Raw genomic sequence first — 19,603 nt, 5'->3', positions numbered from 1 at the left:
CCACCAATAAAAATGAGCATGCTCTCCGCCCGTACCGACGAGTGGACATAAACCTGATATGTCCACTCGCCGGGGCCGGGGGAGAGCATGCTCTCTGGTGGGTGGTGGGCTGCGCCTAGCTGGTGGGCCCTAGGCAGCCTGGTTTTCGATGAGCTTGAAGATCGCACCCGTGGGGTCGGTCAGGGTGGCCATCCGCCCGTAGGGGGTGTCTTCAGCCGCCTGGATCACGGTAGCGCCCAAGGAGACGGCCTGCTCGATCGTGGCATCGACCTTGTCCACCGCGAAGTAGACGCCCCAGTAGGACGGCACCTCGGCCGGGAGGAAACCGGAGGCATCCATGATGCCTGCCTTGGAGTCATCGCCCGCCCCGAGCGTGGTGTAACGGAACTCCGGGGTATCGCCCACGACGGTGGTTTCCCAACCGAAGACGTTCTGGTAGAAGGAAACGGCGGAGTCGTACTCCTTGGCGAAGAGCTCGTGCCAGGCGGGTGCGCCTGTTTCGGCAGCCAGCTGATAGCCCTTCATCTCGCCGAACTGCCAGGCACCGATGGCCGCTCCGGACGAATCCGCGTACATCGCCATGGTTCCCTGGTCCGGCACTTCCATGGGTTCCATGTAGACCTGGCCTCCGTTGGCGAGGGCCGCTTCGGTGGTGGCCTTGATGTCGTCAGTGCGCAGGTAGGTGGACCAGACATCGGGCATCTGGCCCATGTCTTCCTGCTTCTGCATGATCCCGGCCACCATTTTGCCGTCCTTCGAGGCCGTGATGTAGCCGCCGTACTTTTCCTGGTCGCCGGTCTCGTAGGTCCAGCCGAAGAGCGTGTTGTAGAAGGACTTTGCCTTCTCCGGGTCCGAGGTCATCAGGTCGATCCAGCACGGTGAACCGGGGGTGATGTCAGGCGTGGGCATGTTTGCTCCTGTGTCGTTACCGCGGTTGTTCCACGGTTTCATGAGTGGGTGGTGGAGACAGACAAAACCCTATGCGGGGCCTCTGACAGTTTCAATGCCTTCGCTCGAGGCCTTCGGCGGAACTTAGCCCATGAAGAGCATCAGGATGAAGTAGATCGCTCCGCCGACCACCGAGTAGATCGCGAAGGGAGTCAGCGTCCGGGTCTCGAAGAAGCGAAGCAGGAACTTGGTGGCGAACCACGCGGCGACACCGGCGCACAGTGCCCCCACCAGGAACACGCCACGTTCGTCGGCCATGGCCGGGGTGAAGAGGTCAGGCAGCTTGAGCACGGCTGCGGCGCCGATGATCGGCGTGGCGAGCAAGAAGCTGAAGCGCGCGGCGTTCTCGTTGTTCAGACCGGACAGCAGGCCGCCGGCCATTGACGAGCCGGAGCGGGAGATGCCGGGGATCAGGGCGGCTGCCTGGGCGGTTCCGATTGCCAAGGCGCGTTTCCACGGCAAGGTGGCGATTTCGGCGTCGGAAGCCGTTGCGGTGGCCGGCTGCTCCGCGGCACGGCGGCTATCCCTTGTCCGCAGGCGTTCGGCCCCGAAAAGGACGAGACCGTTGACCACCAGGAAGGCGGCTGCGATCAGCGGGGAACCGAAGAGATTTCGAATGGGCTTTTCCAGGACCAAGCCGATAATTCCGGCAGGCACGGTTCCAACCACAAGGAGCCAGCCGAGCTTCGCATACGTGTCTGACGGAGCGATCTTCCTGTCCCGGATGGAACGGCCAAGACCTTTGGCGATTTCAATCCAGTCCCGGAGGAAGAAGAAGAACAGCACAATTGCTGTAGCCAAGTGGGTGGCAATGAGGAAGTTCAGGAATTCCGGTGCCTTCTGGTCCAGGCCCCAACCGAAGAGTTTGGGAAGGATGACGCTGTGGCCGAGGCTGGAAATCGGGAAGAGCTCGGTGATTCCCTGCAGCAGGCCCATAACGATGGCCTGGATCATATTAATCATGGGCTCGATCCTAGCCAGCGCCGGTTACTGGGAGATGAACGTTTGCTGGGAGGCAGCCGTGTGCCAGCAGGTGAACACGGCTATTAGGGTAGGTAGCTAATATCGACGAATGACCCAAGAGCGATGGCGGCAGGTTTCCGAGTGGCCCATGGTGGCGGCAGCTGTGCTGTTCCTGGTGGCCTATTCGTTCCAAGTGATCGCCAATCTTAGCGAGGCCCAATCCACGGTCGTTGACACCATCATTTGGGTCACGTGGCTGGTGTTTGCCCTGGACTACGCGATGTGCCTCGTCTTGGCGCGGCGTCGCGCGCAGTGGTTCGTGCGGAACCTGCACGAATTGCTGATACTGGCCCTCCCGGTCCTCAGGCCCTTGAGGTTGTTGCGGCTCGTAACACTGCTGAAGCTGCTTCATCGCACCGCCGGGAACGCCATGCGGGGCCGCATCCTCACTTTTGTTCTCGGGTCCGCGGCCCTCCTGACGTACTGTGGTGCGCTCGCCGTGCTTGATGCGGAGGAGAACGCCGCGGGCGCCAACATCACCAACTTTGGCGATGCCATCTGGTGGGCGATGGTCACCATCACCACTGTTGGCTACGGGGACCACTACCCGGTGACGGTCGTGGGCCGCTGCGTTGCCGGAGGCTTGATGGTCTGTGGAATCGCTGTCTTGGGCGTCGTGACGGCTTCGGTTGCCTCGTGGCTTGTTGAACAGGTCTCCTCCGGAGCTGCGGCGGCCGCAACGGTCGCCGAGGAGCCCATGAAGCAGGAGATTCGCCGGCTGGCTGAGCAGGTCGAGCGCCTGAGCGCCCTTCTGGAAAACGCCGACGGCGAGCTACGGGGCGGCGTGGTCGGAGCCCGCGGCGACCACTCGCCGTCGCCGTAGCCCGCCGTCGAGGTGCGTCTTATTCCTTCCCGCGGACCGGGATGCTGGCGGAAGAAATCAAGACGGCACTCTTTTCTTCGTTGGTGGCGGGGCGGATCTGGCCGCGTTCGGGGACGAAGACGATGGCCTCGTCCTCCTGTTCGGGGGCGTTGACGAAGGAACGGAAGCGGCGGAGCCGTTCGGGGTCCTTGAGGGTCGCGGCCCACTCGTCCTCGTAGGACTCGACGTGCTTGGCCATAGCGGCCTCGAGCTCGTCGGCAATGCCGAGCGAGTCCTCGACTACCACCTGGCGCACGTGCTCAAGGCCGCCGTCGAGTTCCGTCTGCCAGTGGGCGGTGCGCTGGAGGCGGTCGGCGGTACGGATGTAGTACATGAAGTAGCGGTCGATGTACTTCACCAGGGTCTCGTCGTCCAAGCCGCCGGCGAGGAGCTGGGCGTGGGCGGGGTTCGCGCCGCCGTTGCCGCCGACGTACAGGTTCCAGCCTTCCGAAGTGGCGATCACGCCGACGTCCTTGCCGCGGGCTTCTGCGCATTCGCGGGCGCAGCCGGACACGCCCATTTTGAGTTTGTGCGGGCTGCGCAGGCCGCGGTAGCGCAGTTCCAAGTTGATGGCCATGGAAACAGAGTCGAGCACACCGAAGCGGCACCAGGTGGATCCCACGCAGGATTTCACGGTGCGCAGGCTCTTGCCGTACGCCTGACCGGACTCCATGCCTGCGTCAATGAGCTCGCCCCAGATGTCCGGGAGTTGTTCGAGGCGGGCGCCGAACATGTCGATGCGCTGCCCGCCGGTGATCTTCGTATACAGGCCGTACTTCTTGGCGATCGTGCCGATGACCACGAGCTTGTCGGGCGTAATCTCCCCGCCCGGGATGCGGGGGACCACGGAGTAGGTGCCGTCCTTTTGCATATTGGCCAGGGCGCGGTCGTTGGTGTCCTGCAGGGTGCCGCGGCCGGCGTCGAGCACGTACGCGGAATGCTGCGACGCGAGGATCGAGGCGATGGTGGGTTTGCAGATATCGCAGCCCGCGCCGGTGCCGTATTTGCCCAGGATGTCCTCGAAGGAGGTCAGTTCCAGCACACGGATCGCGTCGAAAAGCTCCTGGCGGGAGAGCTCGAAGTGCTCGCACAGGGCCTTGGAGACCTCGATGCCGGACTTCTTCAGTTCCCCTTCGAGGAGCTTCTTGATCATCGGCACGCAGGAGCCGCACTGCGTTCCGGCCCGGGTGCAGGCCTTGAGGCCTGGAACGTCCTGGACCGGCTCCTTGCCTTCGCACGTCCCGCACGCGTTGACGGCGGCCCGGATAGACCCGGCGGCCACGTTGTTGCAGGAGCACAGGATCGCGTCATCCGGCAGTTCGGTCTCGGGGGCGTCCCCGCCGCCGGCAGCGGTGAGGTAGGCGCCGGGTTCGGCGGGCAGTTCCCGGCCGAGCAGGGGGCGCAGGCTCATGTACGGTGTGGCGTCGCCGACGAAGATCCCGCCGAGCAGGGTCTTGGCGTCGTCGGTGGTGACGATCTTCTGGTAGACGCCCCGGGCCGGATCCGCGTAAACGATTTCCAGGGAATGCTCGGTCTTGGCGAAGGCGTCGCCGAAGCTGGCCACATCCACGCCGGAAAGCTTGAGCTTGGTGGCCGTGTCGAAACCGGGGAAGGTCGCTTGCCCGCCGTGCAGGCGGTCGGCGACGATCTCGGCCATCGTGTTCGCCGGAGCCACGAGCCCCAGGCACATCCCGCCGAAGTTCGCCACCTCACCGATCGCGAAGATGCCGGGGATCTCGGTCTCGCAACCGTCGGAAATGACAACGCCACCGCGCTGGCCAAGCGTGAAGACCTGTTCCTCGCCCTCCGCTGCGCGAAAGAGCTCATCGCGCGGCCTGACCCCGATCGCGACGATCACGATGTCGGCGTCGATGATGCGGCCGTCAGCCATGAGGACACCGGTGACCTGGCCGTCGTCGTCGGACAATACTTCCGAGGGGAACACGCCGCCGTGGATTTCGAAGCCCTTGTCCTTGATGAGGCGGCCCATTGCCTGGCCAGCGCCTTCGTCGAGCTGGGTGGCCATCAGCCATGGCGCGCCGTCGATGACGATCGGGGTGGCGCCCAGCCGCTCAGTCCCGGCGGCTGATTCGAGGCCGAGGAGCCCGCCGCCGATAGTGACGGCGTTGATCTTGCGCCCCAGTTTCTCGGTAAGTTCGGTGATCGCCTTGTTGATGGCCCACACGTCTTCGAGCGTGCGGTAGACATGTGTGTGCTCGGCGCCCGGGATGGGCAGGCGGGCGGCATTCGAACCCGTTGCGACCACGAGGGCGTCGTATTCGTAGCTGTTGCCGGCCGCGGTTTCCACGGACTTGGCTTCGGGATTGATCTTGACGACCCGCTCGCCCGTGCGCAGCTCCAGCGCATCGTGCTCCCACATCGACGCATGCCCGAGGGTGAGGTCGTAGTCCACCTCGATGAGTGCCTTGCTCAGCGTGACCCGGTCATAGGGAAGATGCGCTTCCTCGGTCAGGACCGTGACGTGCCAGCCCTCGAGACCGCGGGTATGCATGGCATCGGCAAAACGGTGGGCCGCAGGGCCCCCGCCCGCGACAACAATGCGGCGCGGGTTCTCTGAAGGGGAAGTATGTCCGGTCACTGGCGGCCTTTCGCATGTGCCGCAGAACCGTCATCCGCGACTTGTCACTTCAGACTAAAGACACGCAGTTTCGCGTCAGTTTCCCCTTTGTTTCGGGGGCTTAACTTCGGCATCACGGTGAGGATTGCGGCGATGTGAGGTCTCCTTTACGAGCAGGACACATTGATTGCATTCCGGCGAAACATGGCGGGCCTACCGTGAAGTTGTGGCCGCAAACGGCCCGTGCCGGATGGCGGAATTGGATCCGCCGGACCGGCAGGCTAAGCGATAGGGGCTGAAATGACCGTAATTCTGGATCGGGAAAACCAAGAACAGCTGAGTGCACCGACCGCGTCCGGTTGGCACCGAGTCTGCGCCATCGACGAGCTCGAACCGGCCTGGGGCGAAGCTGCCTTGGTCGGAGGCAAGCAAGTAGCGCTGTTCCGCACCACGCCGGACGAGGTCTTGGCGGTGTCCCAACAGGACCCGGCAACTCTCTCCAACGTCATGGCGCGGGGAATCGTCGGTTCCCGGGGCAGCCGTCCCACGATCGCCTCGCCGCTTCACAAAGAGGTCTACGACCTTGAAACGGGCGAATGCTTCACTAACCCCGAACTGCGGCTCGCAAGCTACGCCACCCGCCTCGTGGACGGATACGTCGAAGTAGCCGTCTAGGCCGTAGCCGGGGCGCCCCGGCGTCGCTGCCCCGTCTGACGGCGGGCTCAAGTTCCTACTCGACGTGCAGCGCCGATTCGGCGACCGCAGCTACTGAACAGGCTAGCGTCGTCGAAAAAGCAGCAGATACCCACAAGAAGCGATTCTGTGGGCATCTGCTGCCAGTTCGCGCCTCAAGACGCGCCACGCGGAAGGTAAGGGATTTGAACCCTTGGTGCGGGGTTACCGCACACTGGTTTTCAAGACCAGCTCCTTAGGCCGCTCGGACAACCTTCCCTGCCTAGTAGTGTTTCATAGGGAGTTGGCTGCGCCAAAAACCTGCCGCCGCGATTAACGCGGTTAAGGTGTCTGAAAAGGCCAACTGCACTGAGCGAGGGATCGGGAGCACTCTATGAAAGCCGTCTACATCTCCGAACCGGGCGGGCCCGAGGTTCTGGAAATCCGTGACGTCCCCGCTCCGGTTCCCGGACCCGGCGAGGTTCTCATCGACGTCGTCGCCGCCGGTCTCAACAGGGCGGATGTTCAGCAGCGCCGCGGGTTCTACCCGCCACCACCGGGTGCATCCGAAATTCCGGGCCTTGAGGTCTCCGGCAGGATTGCGGCGTTCGGACCGGAGGTGAGCAAGCCGTTTTCCGTGGGCGACAAGGTAGTTGCCCTGCTTTCGGGTGGCGGCTACGCGCAACAGGTTGCCGTCCCGGCGGAGCAGGTTTTGCGATTGCCCGACGGCGTGGACCTGGTCACCGCGGCGTCATTGCCTGAGGTAGCCGCCACGGTGTACTCGAACCTCATCATGACTGCACAGCTGCACGCGGGTGAGACGGTATTGATCCATGGCGCCACTGGCGGCATCGGCACCATGGCTATCCAACTCGCCAAAGCGTACGGTGCCACGGTCGCGACGACGGCAGGAACGGCCGAAAAGGTCGGAACCGCGAAAGCCTTCCTCGGAGCCGACATCGCCATCAATTACACGGAAGAAGATTTCGCCGAAAGCCTCAAGGCACAAAACGGCGGCAAAGGCGCGGACGTGATTCTCGACGTCGTGGGTGCCAAATACCTGCAGCAAAACGTGGAAGCACTCGCGGACTACGGCCGGCTGGTGGTCATCGGACTGCAAGGCGGCGTGAAGGGCGAACTCAACCTCGGCCAGTTGGTCAGCAAACGCGCGGCGATCATCGGCACAGCGCTGCGTCCGCGTCCGGTCGCTGAGAAGGGCGTCATCATGAACGCAGTCCGCGAGTCGGTTTGGCCGATGCTGGCCGACGGCCGAATCAAGCCGTTCGTGGCCAAGTCGTTCCCCTTGGAGCAGGTCCGCGAAGCCCACGCGTACTTCGATTCCGGCGAACACATGGGCAAAGTCCTGCTACTGCTCTAGCGGCGCCCGCCAAACCGGCAGTACGAAGGAGAGCGATGTCCATCCGGTACAGCATCCTGGCATTGCTTCAGGAGCAGCCACGCTACGGCTACCAATTGCGGGCGGCGTTCGAGGAACGCACAGGAGCCGTCTGGCCGCTGAACATCGGGCAGGTGTACACCACCCTGAACCGGCTGGAGCGCGACGCTTTGGTCCGCAAAGAGGGCGACGACGGCCGCGGCCACGTGCTTTTCAGCATCACCGACGCCGGGGCTGAAGAGATCCGCCGATGGTTCTCAACCGCAGTGGATCGTGGAGCGCCGCCGAGGAACGAATTGGCCATCAAGCTGGCGCTGGCCGTCACGACGGCGGGCACCGACGTCCCCGCGCTCATCCAGGCCCAACGTGAGATTTCCCTGCGCGAACTGCAGGACTATACCCAGGACCGCAAGGACGTGGCCGCCAACCAACGAGTGACGGACACGGCCAGGCTGCTCGTCCTGGACTCCCTGATCTTCCATGCCGAGGCGGAGGCCCGTTGGCTTGATCTCTGCGAAGCCAGGCTGGTGCAGCAGGCCAATGGCGCCAGCAACGGCATGATCGGAACCGTCCGTGGTAACGGGACAACCACCGCATAGACTGCTCCGCCGGGGAGGTGCTGACATCGAAACCTTGACGAATGCCGACGTTCGGATCCGGCTGATTGGCCCGGACGACGCCGACGCGCTGATCCGCCTGGCGGAGACGGATAACTTGTTCGACGAGGATCCTTCAGTCGCGCCGTCGGGCGCATTGACGTACGACGCCGCCCGCTCCTTTTTGGGCGACCCGACCGTTCTGTTTTGGCTGGCTGAGCTCGGTGGCGGGATCGTGGGGTTCCTCCACTGCTGCATTCAGCGCCGTCGCAATGCCGGACCTTGGGCCGAGCTGCTCCTCATGGAAATGGGAACTCATATCGAGTGGCGCCGCCGCGGTGTCGGCCGGTCCCTCTTGGCTGTCATGGAGGAATGGATGCGGGAACACGGAATGGAAGAGGTCTGGGTCCCCGCCAACCTCTATGCCACGGGATTCTACGAAAAATGTGGTTTCGCTAAGGACGAAGGCGAAATACTCGTCAAGGCACTGGGCTGAGTTGCGGCCCATGAGAGTATGAACGCATGAGCGATCAGGACGACACTCAACCCAGTGGCGAGAGTTTTGACGACATCCCGGTGGAGGGCACAACCTTGGACGCTGGCACGGCACAGAGCACATCGGAAGCGGGTCCCAAGGCCAATGGGAAGCCTGGCGCCAAGAAGGGCACCACCCTGCAGGACCTCGTCGACGAGCCCGCCAAGGTCATGCGGATCGGCACCATGATCCGCCAGCTCCTCGAAGAAGTGAAGAGCGCTCCCTTGGACGAGGCAGCGCGCGGACGCCTTGCCGAAATCCACGAACGCTCCATCAAAGAGTTGGAAGAGGGCCTCGCCCCGGAACTCGTGGAAGAGCTGGAACGCATCAGCCTCCCGTTCCCTGAAAACGCAACTCCCTCCGACGCTGAGCTCCGGATCGCGCAGGCGCAGCTTGTCGGTTGGCTCGAGGGCTTGTTCCATGGAATCCAGACCGCCATTGCAGCCCAGCAAGCAGCCCGGGAGCACGCTGTTGCCCAGTTGCAGCTTCGCCAGCTCCCGCCCGGAACCATGATCGCCCCGGGAGTCGTTATTGGCGAGAACGGTGAGCCTCAGCGTGCCCACCTTCCCGGCAAGGAAGCCGAACCCGGCAAACCTGCCCGAGTTGAAGATCCGGACCGCCACCCGGGCCAGTACCTCTGAGCACCGGGTTGGGATTCTTTGGGGCCGTCCGGCAAGGGCGGAAGGATGACGCTGAACTTGGCAAAGGATTGTGGCGGCGTGCCCACGACCGTTTTCACCGCGGCCTTGATCGGTATCACCAAGTGCTGGAAGGCGTCGAAGACGAGCAGCTCTACGGTGAACTCGTAGTCATTGCCAACGAGCTGGCGGACTTGTCGTCCAGGGTTCGTGCGGTCTGCGTGGAGGCGCAGCTCCGTTCGCCCAGTGATGGGCTGGATATTCCCGGATCGCTCGCAGGTGTCCATCGTGCGCTGTCCAAAGCGGGGAACTCTCTTGCCACAACGGCGGAGGCGGCCGCGATGCTGCGACTCGCCGTCGGGCCCGTTCCTGTGGGAGCGGTTTCGGTGCGACGACGAGCCGAAGCCGTTTACGAACATGTGGAGGAAGCCGAACGGCTACTGAGGGCTATAGCCGGCGCGTAAGCGTTCGTGGGAGTTAGGTGCAGACGCGTCTATTCCCACATAACAACTATTAAGCGCCTAGCTTAGAGGCGCCGGAATCCGTAGCCGCTGCGTGTGCGCGCTGGCAGGATGGAAGCCATGACTTCGTCACCGAACCTTACTTTTAACGACGGCAACTCCATTCCCCAGCTCGGCTACGGGGTGTGGCAGGTTGAGGACGATGTAGCCGAAAAGGTGGTGCGTCAGGCCTTCGACGCCGGCTACCGCCACATCGATACCGCCAAGATCTACGGCAACGAGGCGGGCGTCGGACGCGCCATCGCATCTTCCGGCCTCAAGCCCGAGGAAATCTTCATCACCACCAAGCTGTGGAACGCGGACCAGGGCTACGAGTCCACGCTCGCGGCTTTCGAAGAGTCCATGAACCGCCTCGGCCTGGAAACCCTCGACCTGTACCTGATCCACTGGATGCAGCCCAAGCAGGACAAGTTCGTGGATACCTGGAAGGCTCTCATCGAGCTCCAGAAGCGCGGACGCATCAAGTCCATCGGCGTCTCCAACTTCAGCAAGGAAGGCCTGCAGCGCCTGATCGAGGAGACCGGCGTTGTTCCGGCCATCCACCAGATCGAACTGCACCCGTTCTTCAACCAGGCCGAACTCCGTGAGTTCGCTACGGCACGGGGCATTTTGACGCAGGCCTGGTCGCCACTGGGCCAGGGCGGCGAGCTCCTTGAGAACGCCACTATCGCCCAGATTGCTGCCAAGCACGGTGCCACCCCGGCGCAGGTGGTTATCGCCTGGCATCTGGCGATCGGCAACGTCGTGATCCCCAAGTCCGTGACCGAGTCCCGGATCCAGGAGAACTTCGCAGCGCTTGGCGTCACCTTGGAGGAGGCCGACATCGAAGCCATCAACGGCCTGGACCGAGGCGCCGAAGGCCGCATCGGACCGGACCCGGCAGTCTCGGACTTCGCATAGTTTCTTAACTGCTGCAGTTTCACAACTCGCGGAATTTCTCAACGGGAAGACCTCGCACCAAAACAGGTGCGGGGCCTTCTTGCGTGTATCGGGCAGGATCTCGCAACGCGGGGTCACTTACGGCCCATTCAGCGGCACCAAATGGGCCGTAAGTGACCCCGCGTTGCCCAGAGGGGAGCGCTGAGGGTTCATTGATGTAGTCCGGAACGTGGGATGTCTGTTCGGGACGGGGGATAAACTCTGACGATGGGGGATTCGAGGGACAACGAAGGCATCTTCGGGGAGGTCACCGGCGGCTCGGCATCTGGGCCACGGAAAGTGCCGGAACGTATTCCGCTGTGGAAGCTCGAAGAAATGCTGGGAGAGCATACGCCGACCCCGACTGCCTGGCGTGAAGCAGCTGATCCTACCCCGCGACCTAAAAAACTGCGGCGGGTTGCTAGAGCTGTTTCGATCGTCGCCGGGATTGTTGTGCTTCTGGCCGGGCTCTATTTCGTAGGCCCCTTTGTGCCCGGGCTGAACGGACTTGGTGGACTACCCGGCGCTGCCAATCCGGGTGCGATGGGACCGTTGGCACCAGGTGGCCCTGCATCCGGCGCGGCGGCACTCCGGGCAAAGGATCATCCACCAGCGGGTGTCGGGGAAAACCCGGGCCCGCTCGGGCGGCCCGCAACCCTGACCGTGACCAGCAAGTCGTACGCTTTCCTACAGAAGCGCGAGGACGGCAGCCCGGTCACCTATGATCCCTGCCGGGCGATCCATTACGTCACCCGCCCCGACAACTCACCCGCCGTCGGCCCTGAGCTCATCCAGGAAGCTATCACTGAGATCTCCCACGCAACTGGATTGACCTTCGTCAACGATGGCGACACCACAGAGGTGCCATCCGCGGACCATCGGTCATATCAGAAGGATCGTTACGGGGACCGTTGGGCCCCTGTGCTCATCGCGTGGGAGACCCACGCCGAACAACCGAAATTCACGAATCCTGCCCAAGGGGAGACTGTCACGGGTCTGGGAGGCAGCGAAGCTGTCAGCTTCGGGAATACCGGCTTCACCTACGTCAGCGGGCAGGTGGAACTGAACGGGCCTGCGCTTCAACGGATGTCCGCGGAAATAGGCACCGACCAGGTGAGGGCCGTGATCGAACACGAGCTCGGTCACCTGGTTGGCCTGGACCATGTCAATGACCCGAGCCAGATCATGAATCCCTCCGAGACCCCAGGCGTGGTGTCGTTCGGCGCCGGCGACCTCACCGGGCTCTCCCTCCTTGGTCAAGGAAAGTGCCAGCCCACCTTGTAGGGGAGCGGGACAGGAGGAGCTTGTTACTCGGCGGCTTCGCCGGTCGGTTGCTCGCCGGCAAGTTCGACTAATCGAGGCGCGACTTCCGGAACTGCATGAGCCGAGTCCACCGAGGGTGGCGGGCTGTCGGGCTTGCGGGCCATGTCCGGCTCCAGATCCGATCGCAACCAAACCCGGAGGGAACCGTACCGGTACAGCAGGCTCCCTGGATCAGGAGACTGGGCCTGAACGGTTGTGTTTCGTCGCCACGCTATCTCACTGATCGGCGGCCCATCCGGGTCCGGATTCGCCAAGGTCAGGCCAGCGGCCCCTGCGATCTCCCGGGCTTTGAGGAAGCGTTCCCCCACAACATCCGGGACGAGGACGAAGTCCGCGGCCCGCCGGTCGTCGTCGAGCGTGTCAGACATGGCATCTAACCTCCTGCCGGTATTGTCCGCCTCGTCCAACATCCAGGCAACATCGCCGATGAGGCTTCCCTGTCAGCGGGTCCCGGACCCGATTGCCATCTTGCGCCGATGGCCATGTCCTCGCCACTAATAGTCTGGGCATCATCGGGCATGTCGGATTCCAGAGAAGGATGATCGTCGTCGACCGAGGCCGCGCATGCTCTATCCGGCGATGAGCTCCTTGACCGGCCCCTCGTGCAGGGCAAGGTAAACATCGTCGCGGATGTGGTTGGCCTGTGGATCTGTCATGGTTCGGGTGAGGGGACGAAGCACCAGACGTATCAGGGCGTTGGCCTGTCCGTTGCGAATGCGGAGCCGCGCCCGCGCTGACGCGGGAAGCTCTTCATAGGAAGTCAGAGCCAGGAGTTCGACGCTTTCCAGGTCTTCGGCTTGCTTGCCCAAGGCTGTCCGCACTCGGTCTCGGAGCAATTCGGCATCCAAATCCGCGGGAATGACGATAGAAATGTCTCTGCAGATTGAGGGCATCTGCGAGACCGGTTTCCATTGGGACAGGTCAAGCATCTGCTGTTCGATTCTCTTGTCGGTCGACCTGAGCAATCTGATGTCCGGGATGCCTTTGCGGAGCATCAGGGCCCGGTCCAAGCCCATCCCCAGAGCCAGTCCCGACCACTTTGCGGGATCCAGGCCAGCCTCGGAGAACAGATGTGGGGCCATGAGTCCGCACTCCGCGAGTTCGAGCCATTCCCCGTCTATGAATACATCGAGCTGCAAGCCCTTCCTGGTGTAGGGGTGAACTGCCGGAACTGCTCGCCACTGCGCCCCCGGAATGACCGCTTGTACGAGGGAGGCGATCATTTCCTGCAAGTCACCGGCGTCGAGGGCTTCCCGGGAGCTGACGCGCCACAAGTCGACCTGGTGTGGAGTACCGACGTGGGTGCGATCGATGGAATCGCGCCGGTAGACAAGACCGGGGATGGCCCAGAGCTCGTCGATGGATTCGTCTGGATCCAGTGCCCGCAGCAGAGAGGGGATGGAAGCCGAGGTATGGCTGCGGAGCATCACCGTCGGACTGACGTAGCGGGAGTATCTTTGATCCCGAGTGACATCCGATTCGTTGAATCCCAGGCGGTCGTAGTTGTCCGCCACGCTCACCAGCGGGCTGTGCCGAACGATCCGTTCTGGCACACCCCATTTGCTGCCGAACGCGTCGATTGCTCCTTGCAAGAGTGTCTGCATTGCATGAGGCCCGCCGTCCGGATTTGAGAGATCCCGGATGGTCAAAGCGTTGTTGAGTTCGGGGGGACTGAGATAAGCGGGCATTGCGGGTCCTTATGATCGGATTTGAGCGGCGGGTTCCACCCCCGACTCAAATCCGGCGCCAGGACCTAGGCGCGCGCCTCAGAGCCCTCGCGACCGGAACCCGGTCGGGGGCAAGTAAATCGACGCATGCAGAGCAGGGGGTGACTATACCCCAGCTGCTGACCCTGATCGTCGGAGTCAGCGGTTTGCGCCGCTACAAACCGAGGTCTTTGAGCGCGGTGACCCAGTTGTGGGCGATCGCATTCTGGGCAGCTGACAGGGTGACCCTGTGAGTGCAGACGGCCTTGTGCAGGGTGTTCTCCACCGCGTCTTTCGGGTTCGTGGTGCCCGTGGCGCTCGCCTTGTTCGGCTCAGGCCACAGATTCGACACGGAGTTAGTGCCGCCGAGCTCAAGACTGATGAGATGGTCGTATTCCGTGGTCTTCACAGCGGTCTGGCCGTATTCGCGCAGGCTCTCGGCCTTCACCTTGTCGGTATTCGAAGCGGGCGGGCGCACCGTGGCCGTATAGCCGCTCATGCAAATCGTCGAGTCGATGTTCTCCTGGGTAACCGCTGGATCTGCGGCCCCCGGAGTGCAGGCCGGGTCCGGCAGGTACGCGCCGCTGGCGGCGTCGACCACTTTGGCGGAGCACTGTCCTGCGGCAAGCTGCTCGTCGGTAGCGACGACGCCGGGGGAGTGGATGGACTTCACGGCTGCAGCCGCCGCACCACCGGGAACGGCTGCAACGGCCTGAGGAACTGCCGGTGACGCGGCCTTGGTCATCGCTTCGGCGGGGTGGGTTCCCTGCTGACATCCGGCGAGGGTCAATGCGGCAAAAAGGAATGCGGTGGGCAGGGCGAGGCGATTACGGAAGTTCATGACCCTCAGGTGTTCGGGAGCTCGGAAGTCTGTCCCACAGAACGAGGAAAGACGAGTGGAAGCCGGTAGCTCCCGCCCATCTTTTCTATCCTGTTGCCTGAACTTCGCAGCGCCCGGCGCGCCGGGCAGCCTACCGTTGCGAGCCAAGGCACTCGTGCCCGGGTCGTGAAAGCAGCCGTGAACCAAAAAAGGAAGCCCCGCTCATTCCTATGGAATGGCGGGGCTTTTCGAGCTTCCTATCAGAATCGAACTGATGACCTTTTCATTACGAGTGAAACGCTCTACCGACTGAGCTAAGGAAGCACCGCGTTATCGTCCGGGTACCGGCTGAATCACGCAAGATACAACTGTAATAGAGTCACCTCGTCCGGGTCAAAACGGCCCGGGCGGAGCTCCCGCGGCCCCGTTGTTGCGGAATTCACCCGCTCGTCGCGCCGGGTTCAGGCCGTCGTCGCGGACCGGGGGCAAGCTGGGCGGACTAACGTGGCCGGACGATTTCGGTCATCAACCAGCGAAGGGGCGCCATGAGCATGGACAGCAGCAAGAGGATCAACGCGGACGACGCCGGGGCACATCGTGCGCAGCGGCTCCGGCTTGCTGTCTTGGACATGGTGGGCACCACGATTACCGACGATGGCCGTACCGAGCGTGCGATGTCCTTCGCCCTGCAGGAGACCGGCGTCGAGCCTGGTTCGCCCCGCTTCGAAAGCATGCTCGGCTACGCCCGGGACACCATGGGCTTTTCGAAGTTGACGGTTTTCAGCCAACTTTTTGAAGAAGCCCAACGCGCCGAGAGCGCCAATAAGGCCTTTGAACGGGCCTACGACGATCTGATTGCCGACGGCGGCGTCCGGGCTATTCCAGGCGCCGAGGAGACCATCGACTGGATGCGGGACTCCGGCGTGAAAGTTTGCCTGGCTACGGGCTTTGGCCGGCACACCCAGAACATCGTGCTTGAGTCCTTGGGTTGGATGGGGAAGGCCGATCTCAGCCTGTGCCCCGCCGACGCCGGCCGCGGGCGCCCTTACCCGGACATGATTCTCACGGCTGTGTTGGCCCTCGACCTGGATGATGTCCGCGAGGTCGTCGTGGTGGGGGACACGAGCTCGGATATGTTGTCCGGCCTTCGCTCCGGCGCCTCCGCCGTGGTGGGCGTGCTCACTGGCTTCCATTCCGAGGCGGCTTTGCGCGCGGCCGGCGCCACCGCCGTCGTGCCCTCAGTCAAGGACCTTCCCGCACTGCTTGAGCCCCGCGCCGCAAGGCTCTGACGCAGGGTCCTCAACGAGCTACCACTTTTGGTCTGGTGTCCGCTACGCGGGAGCCGTCATTCCGCCACCTACGCTGCTGGGGCCCGCGCAAAAGTGCAGGCCGCCATCCGGCCCACCATTCCGGGCTACGCCTCAACAAATGACCACCGTTGCGGGCGAACCGCCCACAACGGAACCGCCAAGCTCAGCACATAGTCCCGTCTGAGGGCACCCTTCCGTCCACGAAGTAGTTGTCGACGGCGTCGGACACGCATTGGTTGGAGCGGCCGTAGGCGGTGTGGCCTTCGCCCCTCCACGTCACAAGGGAAGCGTTGCCGAGTTGTTTCCGCAATGAACCAGCCCAGGCGACTGGCGTCGCGGGGTCCCCGGTGGTGCCAACAACCACGACCGGCGCCGCGCCCGTGTACTTGACGGGGGCCGGAGTGTGCACCGGCTTGTAGGGCCAGTCCTTGCAGTTGATGCCGCCGTAGGCGAAGTAGTAGCCGAAGGTGGGGGAGAGCTGCTTCAACCGGGCTTCTTCGGAACGCATCCCGGCCGTGTCCGTGACCATGGGGTAGTCAAGGCAGTTGATGGCGTTGAACGCGAACTGGGTGTTCGAAGTATAGGTGCCGTTCGGGTCCCGGTCTGCGCCGAAGTCGGCAATCCGAAGCATGAGCGACACGTCGCCCTTGAACGCGGCCACCAGGGCCTGGGTCAGGACAGGCCACGATTCGTTGTCGTAGAGCGGGGTGAAAATACCGCTGACAAACGTCGCCCCGGTGACCAGCCGGCCGTCCTTGGCGCGCTTGGGATTCTGCTCGACGTCGGCAATGAGGTCCTGGATCTGCTGCACGCCGCTATCGACGCTGCCGGTCATAGGGCACCCGGACTTGGCCTGGCAATCCGCCACATAGGTGCGGAGCTCCTTTTCGAACGCCTCTGCCTGCCCCGCAGTGAGGTCCTCGTTGTTGAGGGCCGGATCAACTGCGCCATCCAAAACGAGCTTGCCGACGTTGTTCGGGAACAGGGACGCATAGGTGGCGCCGAGGGAGGTTCCGTAGGAGAAACCCAGGTAGTTGAGCTTTGCGTCATTCAGCACTGCGCGGAGGATGTCCATGTCCTTGGCGGAGCTGGCGGTGTCGATATGTGCCAGGGCGGGGCCGGATTTTTCCACGCACTTGGCATTGATGGCCTTGGTGTCGGCCAACGCCGCGGCGATGCCCTGGTCAGTTTCGTAGTTGTAGACCTTCTCGCGGGAAGCGTCCCGCTCGGCATCGCTGAGGCACGTCACCGGCGCCGATCGCTTGACGCCGCGGGGATCGAAGCCAACCAGGTCGAAACTGGACCTCAGCTTGCTGGTGAAGTGCGTCTTCCCGGCATCCCTGACGAAGTCATAGCCCGAAGCGCCGGGGCCACCGGGATTTACCAGCAGCGAGCCTTTCTTTGTGCCCTGGCCCTGGAGCCGAATGGCCGCGATGGAGATGCTGTCACCATCGGGTTTGGCATAGTCCACCGGTACTTTGATGTTGGCGCACTGGAATCCCTGCTCGCAGGATGTCCAGTCCACTTTTTGGGAGTAGAAACTCTCCAGTCCTGCCGGAGCCGCGGCGGCGATGGACGCGTCCGGGGTGCTGACGCTGCCGCTGCCGGTCCCATTGCTGGCGCCGTCGTTGGGCACCGGTACGGAGAACACGCAACCGCTCAGCAGCAGGCTGGCGGAGACCGTGGCAGCGACTGCCGCTGCCGCCCGCCGCAGTGATGGGAACCGTGTCCTGGATCTGGACCCGGCGGGCCGGCGTCGTGCGGGGGTCATGCGTTTCTCCTCAGGCTGGGGAAGCGTGCTGTACTTCTAAACTATCCGGCTATTGCTGAATCAGGCTGCTCGCCATGGACTCGACCGCCAACAGCGGTGCCACGTTGGTCGTGGTGATCCGTACGCGCGCCTTGTTGATGGCATCCATGCGCGCCAAGGTGATCTCAGGCGTGGAGCCTGCCGCGTAGGCCTCCAATTCACTCCTGAGTTCAACGTTGACCAACTCCACGGCGTTCCCCAACTGGATGACCAGAACGTCCCGGTAGAAGGAGAGCAGATCGGTCAGCGTGCGGTCGAGGGAATCTGTGATGGAGCGTTTGGCCCGCCGTTTCTGGTCGTCCTCAAGCTGCTTCACCTGGCTTCGCATCGACGGCGGCAATGTGCCCGACTCCGGAGCGCCCAGGCTCGCGAGCAGGGCAACCTTCTCGGCGGCGTCGCGTTCGTCGTTGGAGCTGTTGGCCTCATCGGTCGCGATCTTGACCAGCTTTTCGGCCATCATCACGGCAGCGGTGACGCCGCGCAGGCCCAGTGGGAAGCGGACAGTCTCCATCCGGCGCTCCCTGGCCTCCGGATCGCGGGCCAGCCGACGCGCAATGCCGATGTGGCTTTGGGCAGCGCGGGCGGCCCGGTCCGCAATGGCGGGGTCGACGCCGTCGCGCCTTACCAACAGGGCGGCGACGTCGGCAGCTGGCGGAATCCGGAGGCTCACCGGGCGGCAACGCGAGCGGATGGTGACCAGCACATCCGCGGGCGACGGCGCGCACAGCATCCATATCGTCCGGGGCGTGGGTTCCTCGATGGCCTTGAGGAGTACGTTGGTGGTGCGCTCGGCCATCCGGTCCGCGTCCTCCACCACAATGATGCGCCAACGGCCCGACGCCGGCCGGTCGCCGGCCTTGGACACCAGCTGGCGGGCTTCTTCGATGGTGATGGTGACCTTCTCCGTGCGGACAAAGGTCACGTCGGAGTGGGTCTCGCCGAGGATGGTCCGGCACGAGGCACATTCGCCGCAGCCTCGAAGGGCGACGTCGTCCTGCTCACAGTTCAACGCCGCCGCGAACGCCTTGGCCGCGTTCGAACGGCCTGAACCCGGCGGTCCCGTGAACAACCATGCGTGCGTGAGGCCTTCGCCTTGGGCCGCCGCACGCAATTGCGCGACGACGGGCGCCTGGCCCTGGAGCTCGTCCCAGACACTCATGTCCGGCTCCCGAGCAAGTCCCGCACGCGCCCGAGGATCTGGGCTGCGAGGTCCTCGATGGCGTCCTGGGCGGGCAGCACGAGGTACGTCTCCGGGCGGGCCCCGGCCAGCTCCAGGAACGCCGCACGGATCCGGGCGTGGAAATCGTCCGGTTCCGACTCGAGCCGGTCCTCGGCAACGTCTCCGGCAGTTCTGCGGTCCCGGCCATCGCCGGGGTGGACGTCGAGAAGTACCGTCAGGTCCGGCTCGAGGCCTTCGGTGGCCCATTCGTTGAGCCGCCTGACATCCACGGTCCCGAGGTCCCTGCCAGCACCCTGGTAGGCGACGGAGGAATCTATATAGCGGTCCGTGATCACCACTGAACCCTGTGCCAGGGCCGGGCGGATGACCTGGCTTGCGTGGGCGGCCCGGGATGCGGCGAACATGAGGGCCTCGGTCCGGGGATCGATAGTGCCGTGGCCGTGGTCCAGCACGAGGGAGCGCAGCTTTTCGCCGATCGGGGTGCCCCCGGGCTCTCGGGTGCGCAGCACGGAAAAGCCGAGCAACTCGAGCGCCTCAGCCAAGCGGGCGGCCTGCGTGGACTTGCCGGCCCCGTCCCCGCCCTCGAAGGCGATGAAGAGTCCTGGGCGCTGGTCCGGCATGGGGCTCTGGTCCTGCTTGAGGCGCTGCGTAGTCACGGATCTAAGCGTACAGAGGAACACTGACCGTGCCCGACGACGGCGCATGTCCGCGCGCGAGGGACGCACCCTGCCGCCTGCAGCAGTTCAGGGGTATGAGGTTCAGCCGTA

19 protein-coding genes and 2 tRNA genes are annotated in these 19,603 nt (G+C 63.7%); 10 read left to right on the top strand and 11 right to left on the bottom strand.

Annotation, left to right across the window (positions count from 1 at the left end; translation table 11 throughout):
- Positions 1-129 precede the first annotated feature (129 nt).
- On the bottom strand, positions 130-909 hold the full coding sequence (locus AC1DJW_RS11855; protein ID WP_390281146.1) for a VOC family protein: 780 nt from the start codon (positions 907-909) through the stop codon (positions 130-132).
- A gap of 123 nt (positions 910-1,032) precedes the next feature.
- Entirely contained in the window at positions 1,033-1,911 is an 879-nt protein-coding gene (locus AC1DJW_RS11850; RefSeq protein ID WP_390281144.1) for an undecaprenyl-diphosphate phosphatase, read from the bottom strand.
- 109 nt (positions 1,912-2,020) lie between these two features.
- Here AC1DJW_RS11850 and AC1DJW_RS11845 point away from each other — a divergent pair, with 109 nt between their 5' ends.
- The gene (locus AC1DJW_RS11845; RefSeq protein ID WP_476901480.1) at positions 2,021-2,794 is read left to right on the top strand and encodes a potassium channel family protein; all 774 of its coding nucleotides are present in this window, start codon (positions 2,021-2,023) and stop codon (positions 2,792-2,794) included.
- Between the two features lie 19 nt (positions 2,795-2,813).
- Here AC1DJW_RS11845 and nirB read toward each other — a convergent pair whose 3' ends face one another.
- Entirely contained in the window at positions 2,814-5,432 is a 2,619-nt protein-coding gene (gene nirB / locus AC1DJW_RS11840) for a nitrite reductase large subunit NirB (protein ID WP_476901479.1), read from the bottom strand.
- A gap of 279 nt (positions 5,433-5,711) precedes the next feature.
- Here nirB and nirD point away from each other — a divergent pair, with 279 nt between their 5' ends.
- Entirely contained in the window at positions 5,712-6,086 is a 375-nt protein-coding gene (gene nirD / locus AC1DJW_RS11835; RefSeq protein ID WP_284753433.1) for a nitrite reductase small subunit NirD, read from the top strand.
- A gap of 188 nt (positions 6,087-6,274) precedes the next feature.
- On the opposite strand, the gene AC1DJW_RS11830 is transcribed toward nirD, so the two are convergent.
- Positions 6,275-6,362: transfer RNA gene (locus AC1DJW_RS11830), tRNA-Ser, on the bottom strand.
- 115 nt (positions 6,363-6,477) lie between these two features.
- Here AC1DJW_RS11830 and AC1DJW_RS11825 point away from each other — a divergent pair.
- The 7 genes from AC1DJW_RS11825 to AC1DJW_RS11795 all read left to right on the top strand — a co-directional run bounded on the left by AC1DJW_RS11825 (position 6,478) and on the right by AC1DJW_RS11795 (position 11,971).
- Complete coding sequence (locus AC1DJW_RS11825; RefSeq protein ID WP_390281137.1) at positions 6,478-7,461, top strand: NAD(P)H-quinone oxidoreductase; 984 nt, start codon at positions 6,478-6,480, stop codon at positions 7,459-7,461.
- A gap of 35 nt (positions 7,462-7,496) precedes the next feature.
- On the top strand, positions 7,497-8,078 hold the full coding sequence (locus tag AC1DJW_RS11820) for a PadR family transcriptional regulator (protein WP_476901478.1): 582 nt from the start codon (positions 7,497-7,499) through the stop codon (positions 8,076-8,078).
- Between the two features lie 34 nt (positions 8,079-8,112).
- On the top strand, positions 8,113-8,571 hold the full coding sequence (locus AC1DJW_RS11815; protein WP_284753428.1) for a GNAT family N-acetyltransferase: 459 nt from the start codon (positions 8,113-8,115) through the stop codon (positions 8,569-8,571).
- A gap of 26 nt (positions 8,572-8,597) precedes the next feature.
- Positions 8,598-9,251 carry a bacterial proteasome activator family protein gene (locus AC1DJW_RS11810; protein ID WP_284753427.1) on the top strand — a complete coding sequence of 218 codons (654 nt, stop codon included), beginning with the start codon at positions 8,598-8,600 and terminating at the stop codon, positions 9,249-9,251.
- 8 nt (positions 9,252-9,259) lie between these two features.
- Entirely contained in the window at positions 9,260-9,712 is a 453-nt protein-coding gene (locus tag AC1DJW_RS11805; protein WP_476901477.1) for a hypothetical protein, read from the top strand.
- Between the two features lie 117 nt (positions 9,713-9,829).
- Complete coding sequence (locus AC1DJW_RS11800; protein WP_284753424.1) at positions 9,830-10,669, top strand: aldo/keto reductase; 840 nt, start codon at positions 9,830-9,832, stop codon at positions 10,667-10,669.
- A 246-nt stretch (positions 10,670-10,915) separates the two neighbouring features.
- On the top strand, positions 10,916-11,971 hold the full coding sequence (locus AC1DJW_RS11795; RefSeq protein ID WP_476901476.1) for a matrixin family metalloprotease: 1,056 nt from the start codon (positions 10,916-10,918) through the stop codon (positions 11,969-11,971).
- A gap of 23 nt (positions 11,972-11,994) precedes the next feature.
- Here AC1DJW_RS11795 and AC1DJW_RS11790 read toward each other — a convergent pair whose 3' ends face one another.
- The 4 genes from AC1DJW_RS11790 to AC1DJW_RS11775 all read right to left on the bottom strand — a co-directional run bounded on the left by AC1DJW_RS11790 (position 11,995) and on the right by AC1DJW_RS11775 (position 14,860).
- On the bottom strand, positions 11,995-12,378 hold the full coding sequence (locus tag AC1DJW_RS11790) for a PASTA domain-containing protein (RefSeq protein WP_476901475.1): 384 nt from the start codon (positions 12,376-12,378) through the stop codon (positions 11,995-11,997).
- Positions 12,379-12,579: 201 nt separating this feature from the next.
- Positions 12,580-13,698 carry a PheS-related mystery ligase SrmL gene (gene srmL / locus AC1DJW_RS11785; protein ID WP_476901474.1) on the bottom strand — a complete coding sequence of 373 codons (1,119 nt, stop codon included), beginning with the start codon at positions 13,696-13,698 and terminating at the stop codon, positions 12,580-12,582.
- Positions 13,699-13,891: 193 nt separating this feature from the next.
- Positions 13,892-14,557, bottom strand: a complete 666-nt coding sequence (locus AC1DJW_RS11780) for a hypothetical protein (RefSeq protein ID WP_284753419.1) — start codon at positions 14,555-14,557, stop codon at positions 13,892-13,894.
- Between the two features lie 230 nt (positions 14,558-14,787).
- Positions 14,788-14,860: transfer RNA gene (locus AC1DJW_RS11775), tRNA-Thr, on the bottom strand.
- 221 nt (positions 14,861-15,081) lie between these two features.
- On the opposite strand from AC1DJW_RS11775, the gene AC1DJW_RS11770 reads away from it, so the two are divergent.
- On the top strand, positions 15,082-15,825 hold the full coding sequence (locus AC1DJW_RS11770; RefSeq protein ID WP_476901473.1) for an HAD-IA family hydrolase: 744 nt from the start codon (positions 15,082-15,084) through the stop codon (positions 15,823-15,825).
- Between the two features lie 184 nt (positions 15,826-16,009).
- Here AC1DJW_RS11770 and AC1DJW_RS11765 read toward each other — a convergent pair whose 3' ends face one another.
- Genes AC1DJW_RS11765 through tmk form a run of 3 tightly spaced genes read right to left on the bottom strand, consistent with a single transcriptional unit; the run spans position 16,010 to position 19,456 of the window.
- On the bottom strand, positions 16,010-17,617 hold the full coding sequence (locus AC1DJW_RS11765) for an alpha/beta hydrolase (protein ID WP_390281119.1): 1,608 nt from the start codon (positions 17,615-17,617) through the stop codon (positions 16,010-16,012).
- Positions 17,618-17,666: 49 nt separating this feature from the next.
- Positions 17,667-18,815: a DNA polymerase III subunit delta' gene (locus AC1DJW_RS11760; RefSeq protein ID WP_390281117.1), complete on the bottom strand. Its 1,149-nt coding sequence runs from the start codon at positions 18,813-18,815 to the stop codon at positions 17,667-17,669.
- Complete coding sequence (gene tmk, locus AC1DJW_RS11755; RefSeq protein WP_476901534.1) at positions 18,812-19,456, bottom strand: dTMP kinase; 645 nt, start codon at positions 19,454-19,456, stop codon at positions 18,812-18,814. The genes AC1DJW_RS11760 and tmk overlap by 4 nt, the downstream gene beginning before the upstream one ends.
- Between the last annotated feature and the right edge of the window lie 147 nt (positions 19,457-19,603).

This window comes from Arthrobacter sp. 05L417, assembly GCF_056397865.1.
Note: the sequence above shows the minus strand (reverse complement) of the source record. Positions and strands in the feature narration are given on the sequence as shown.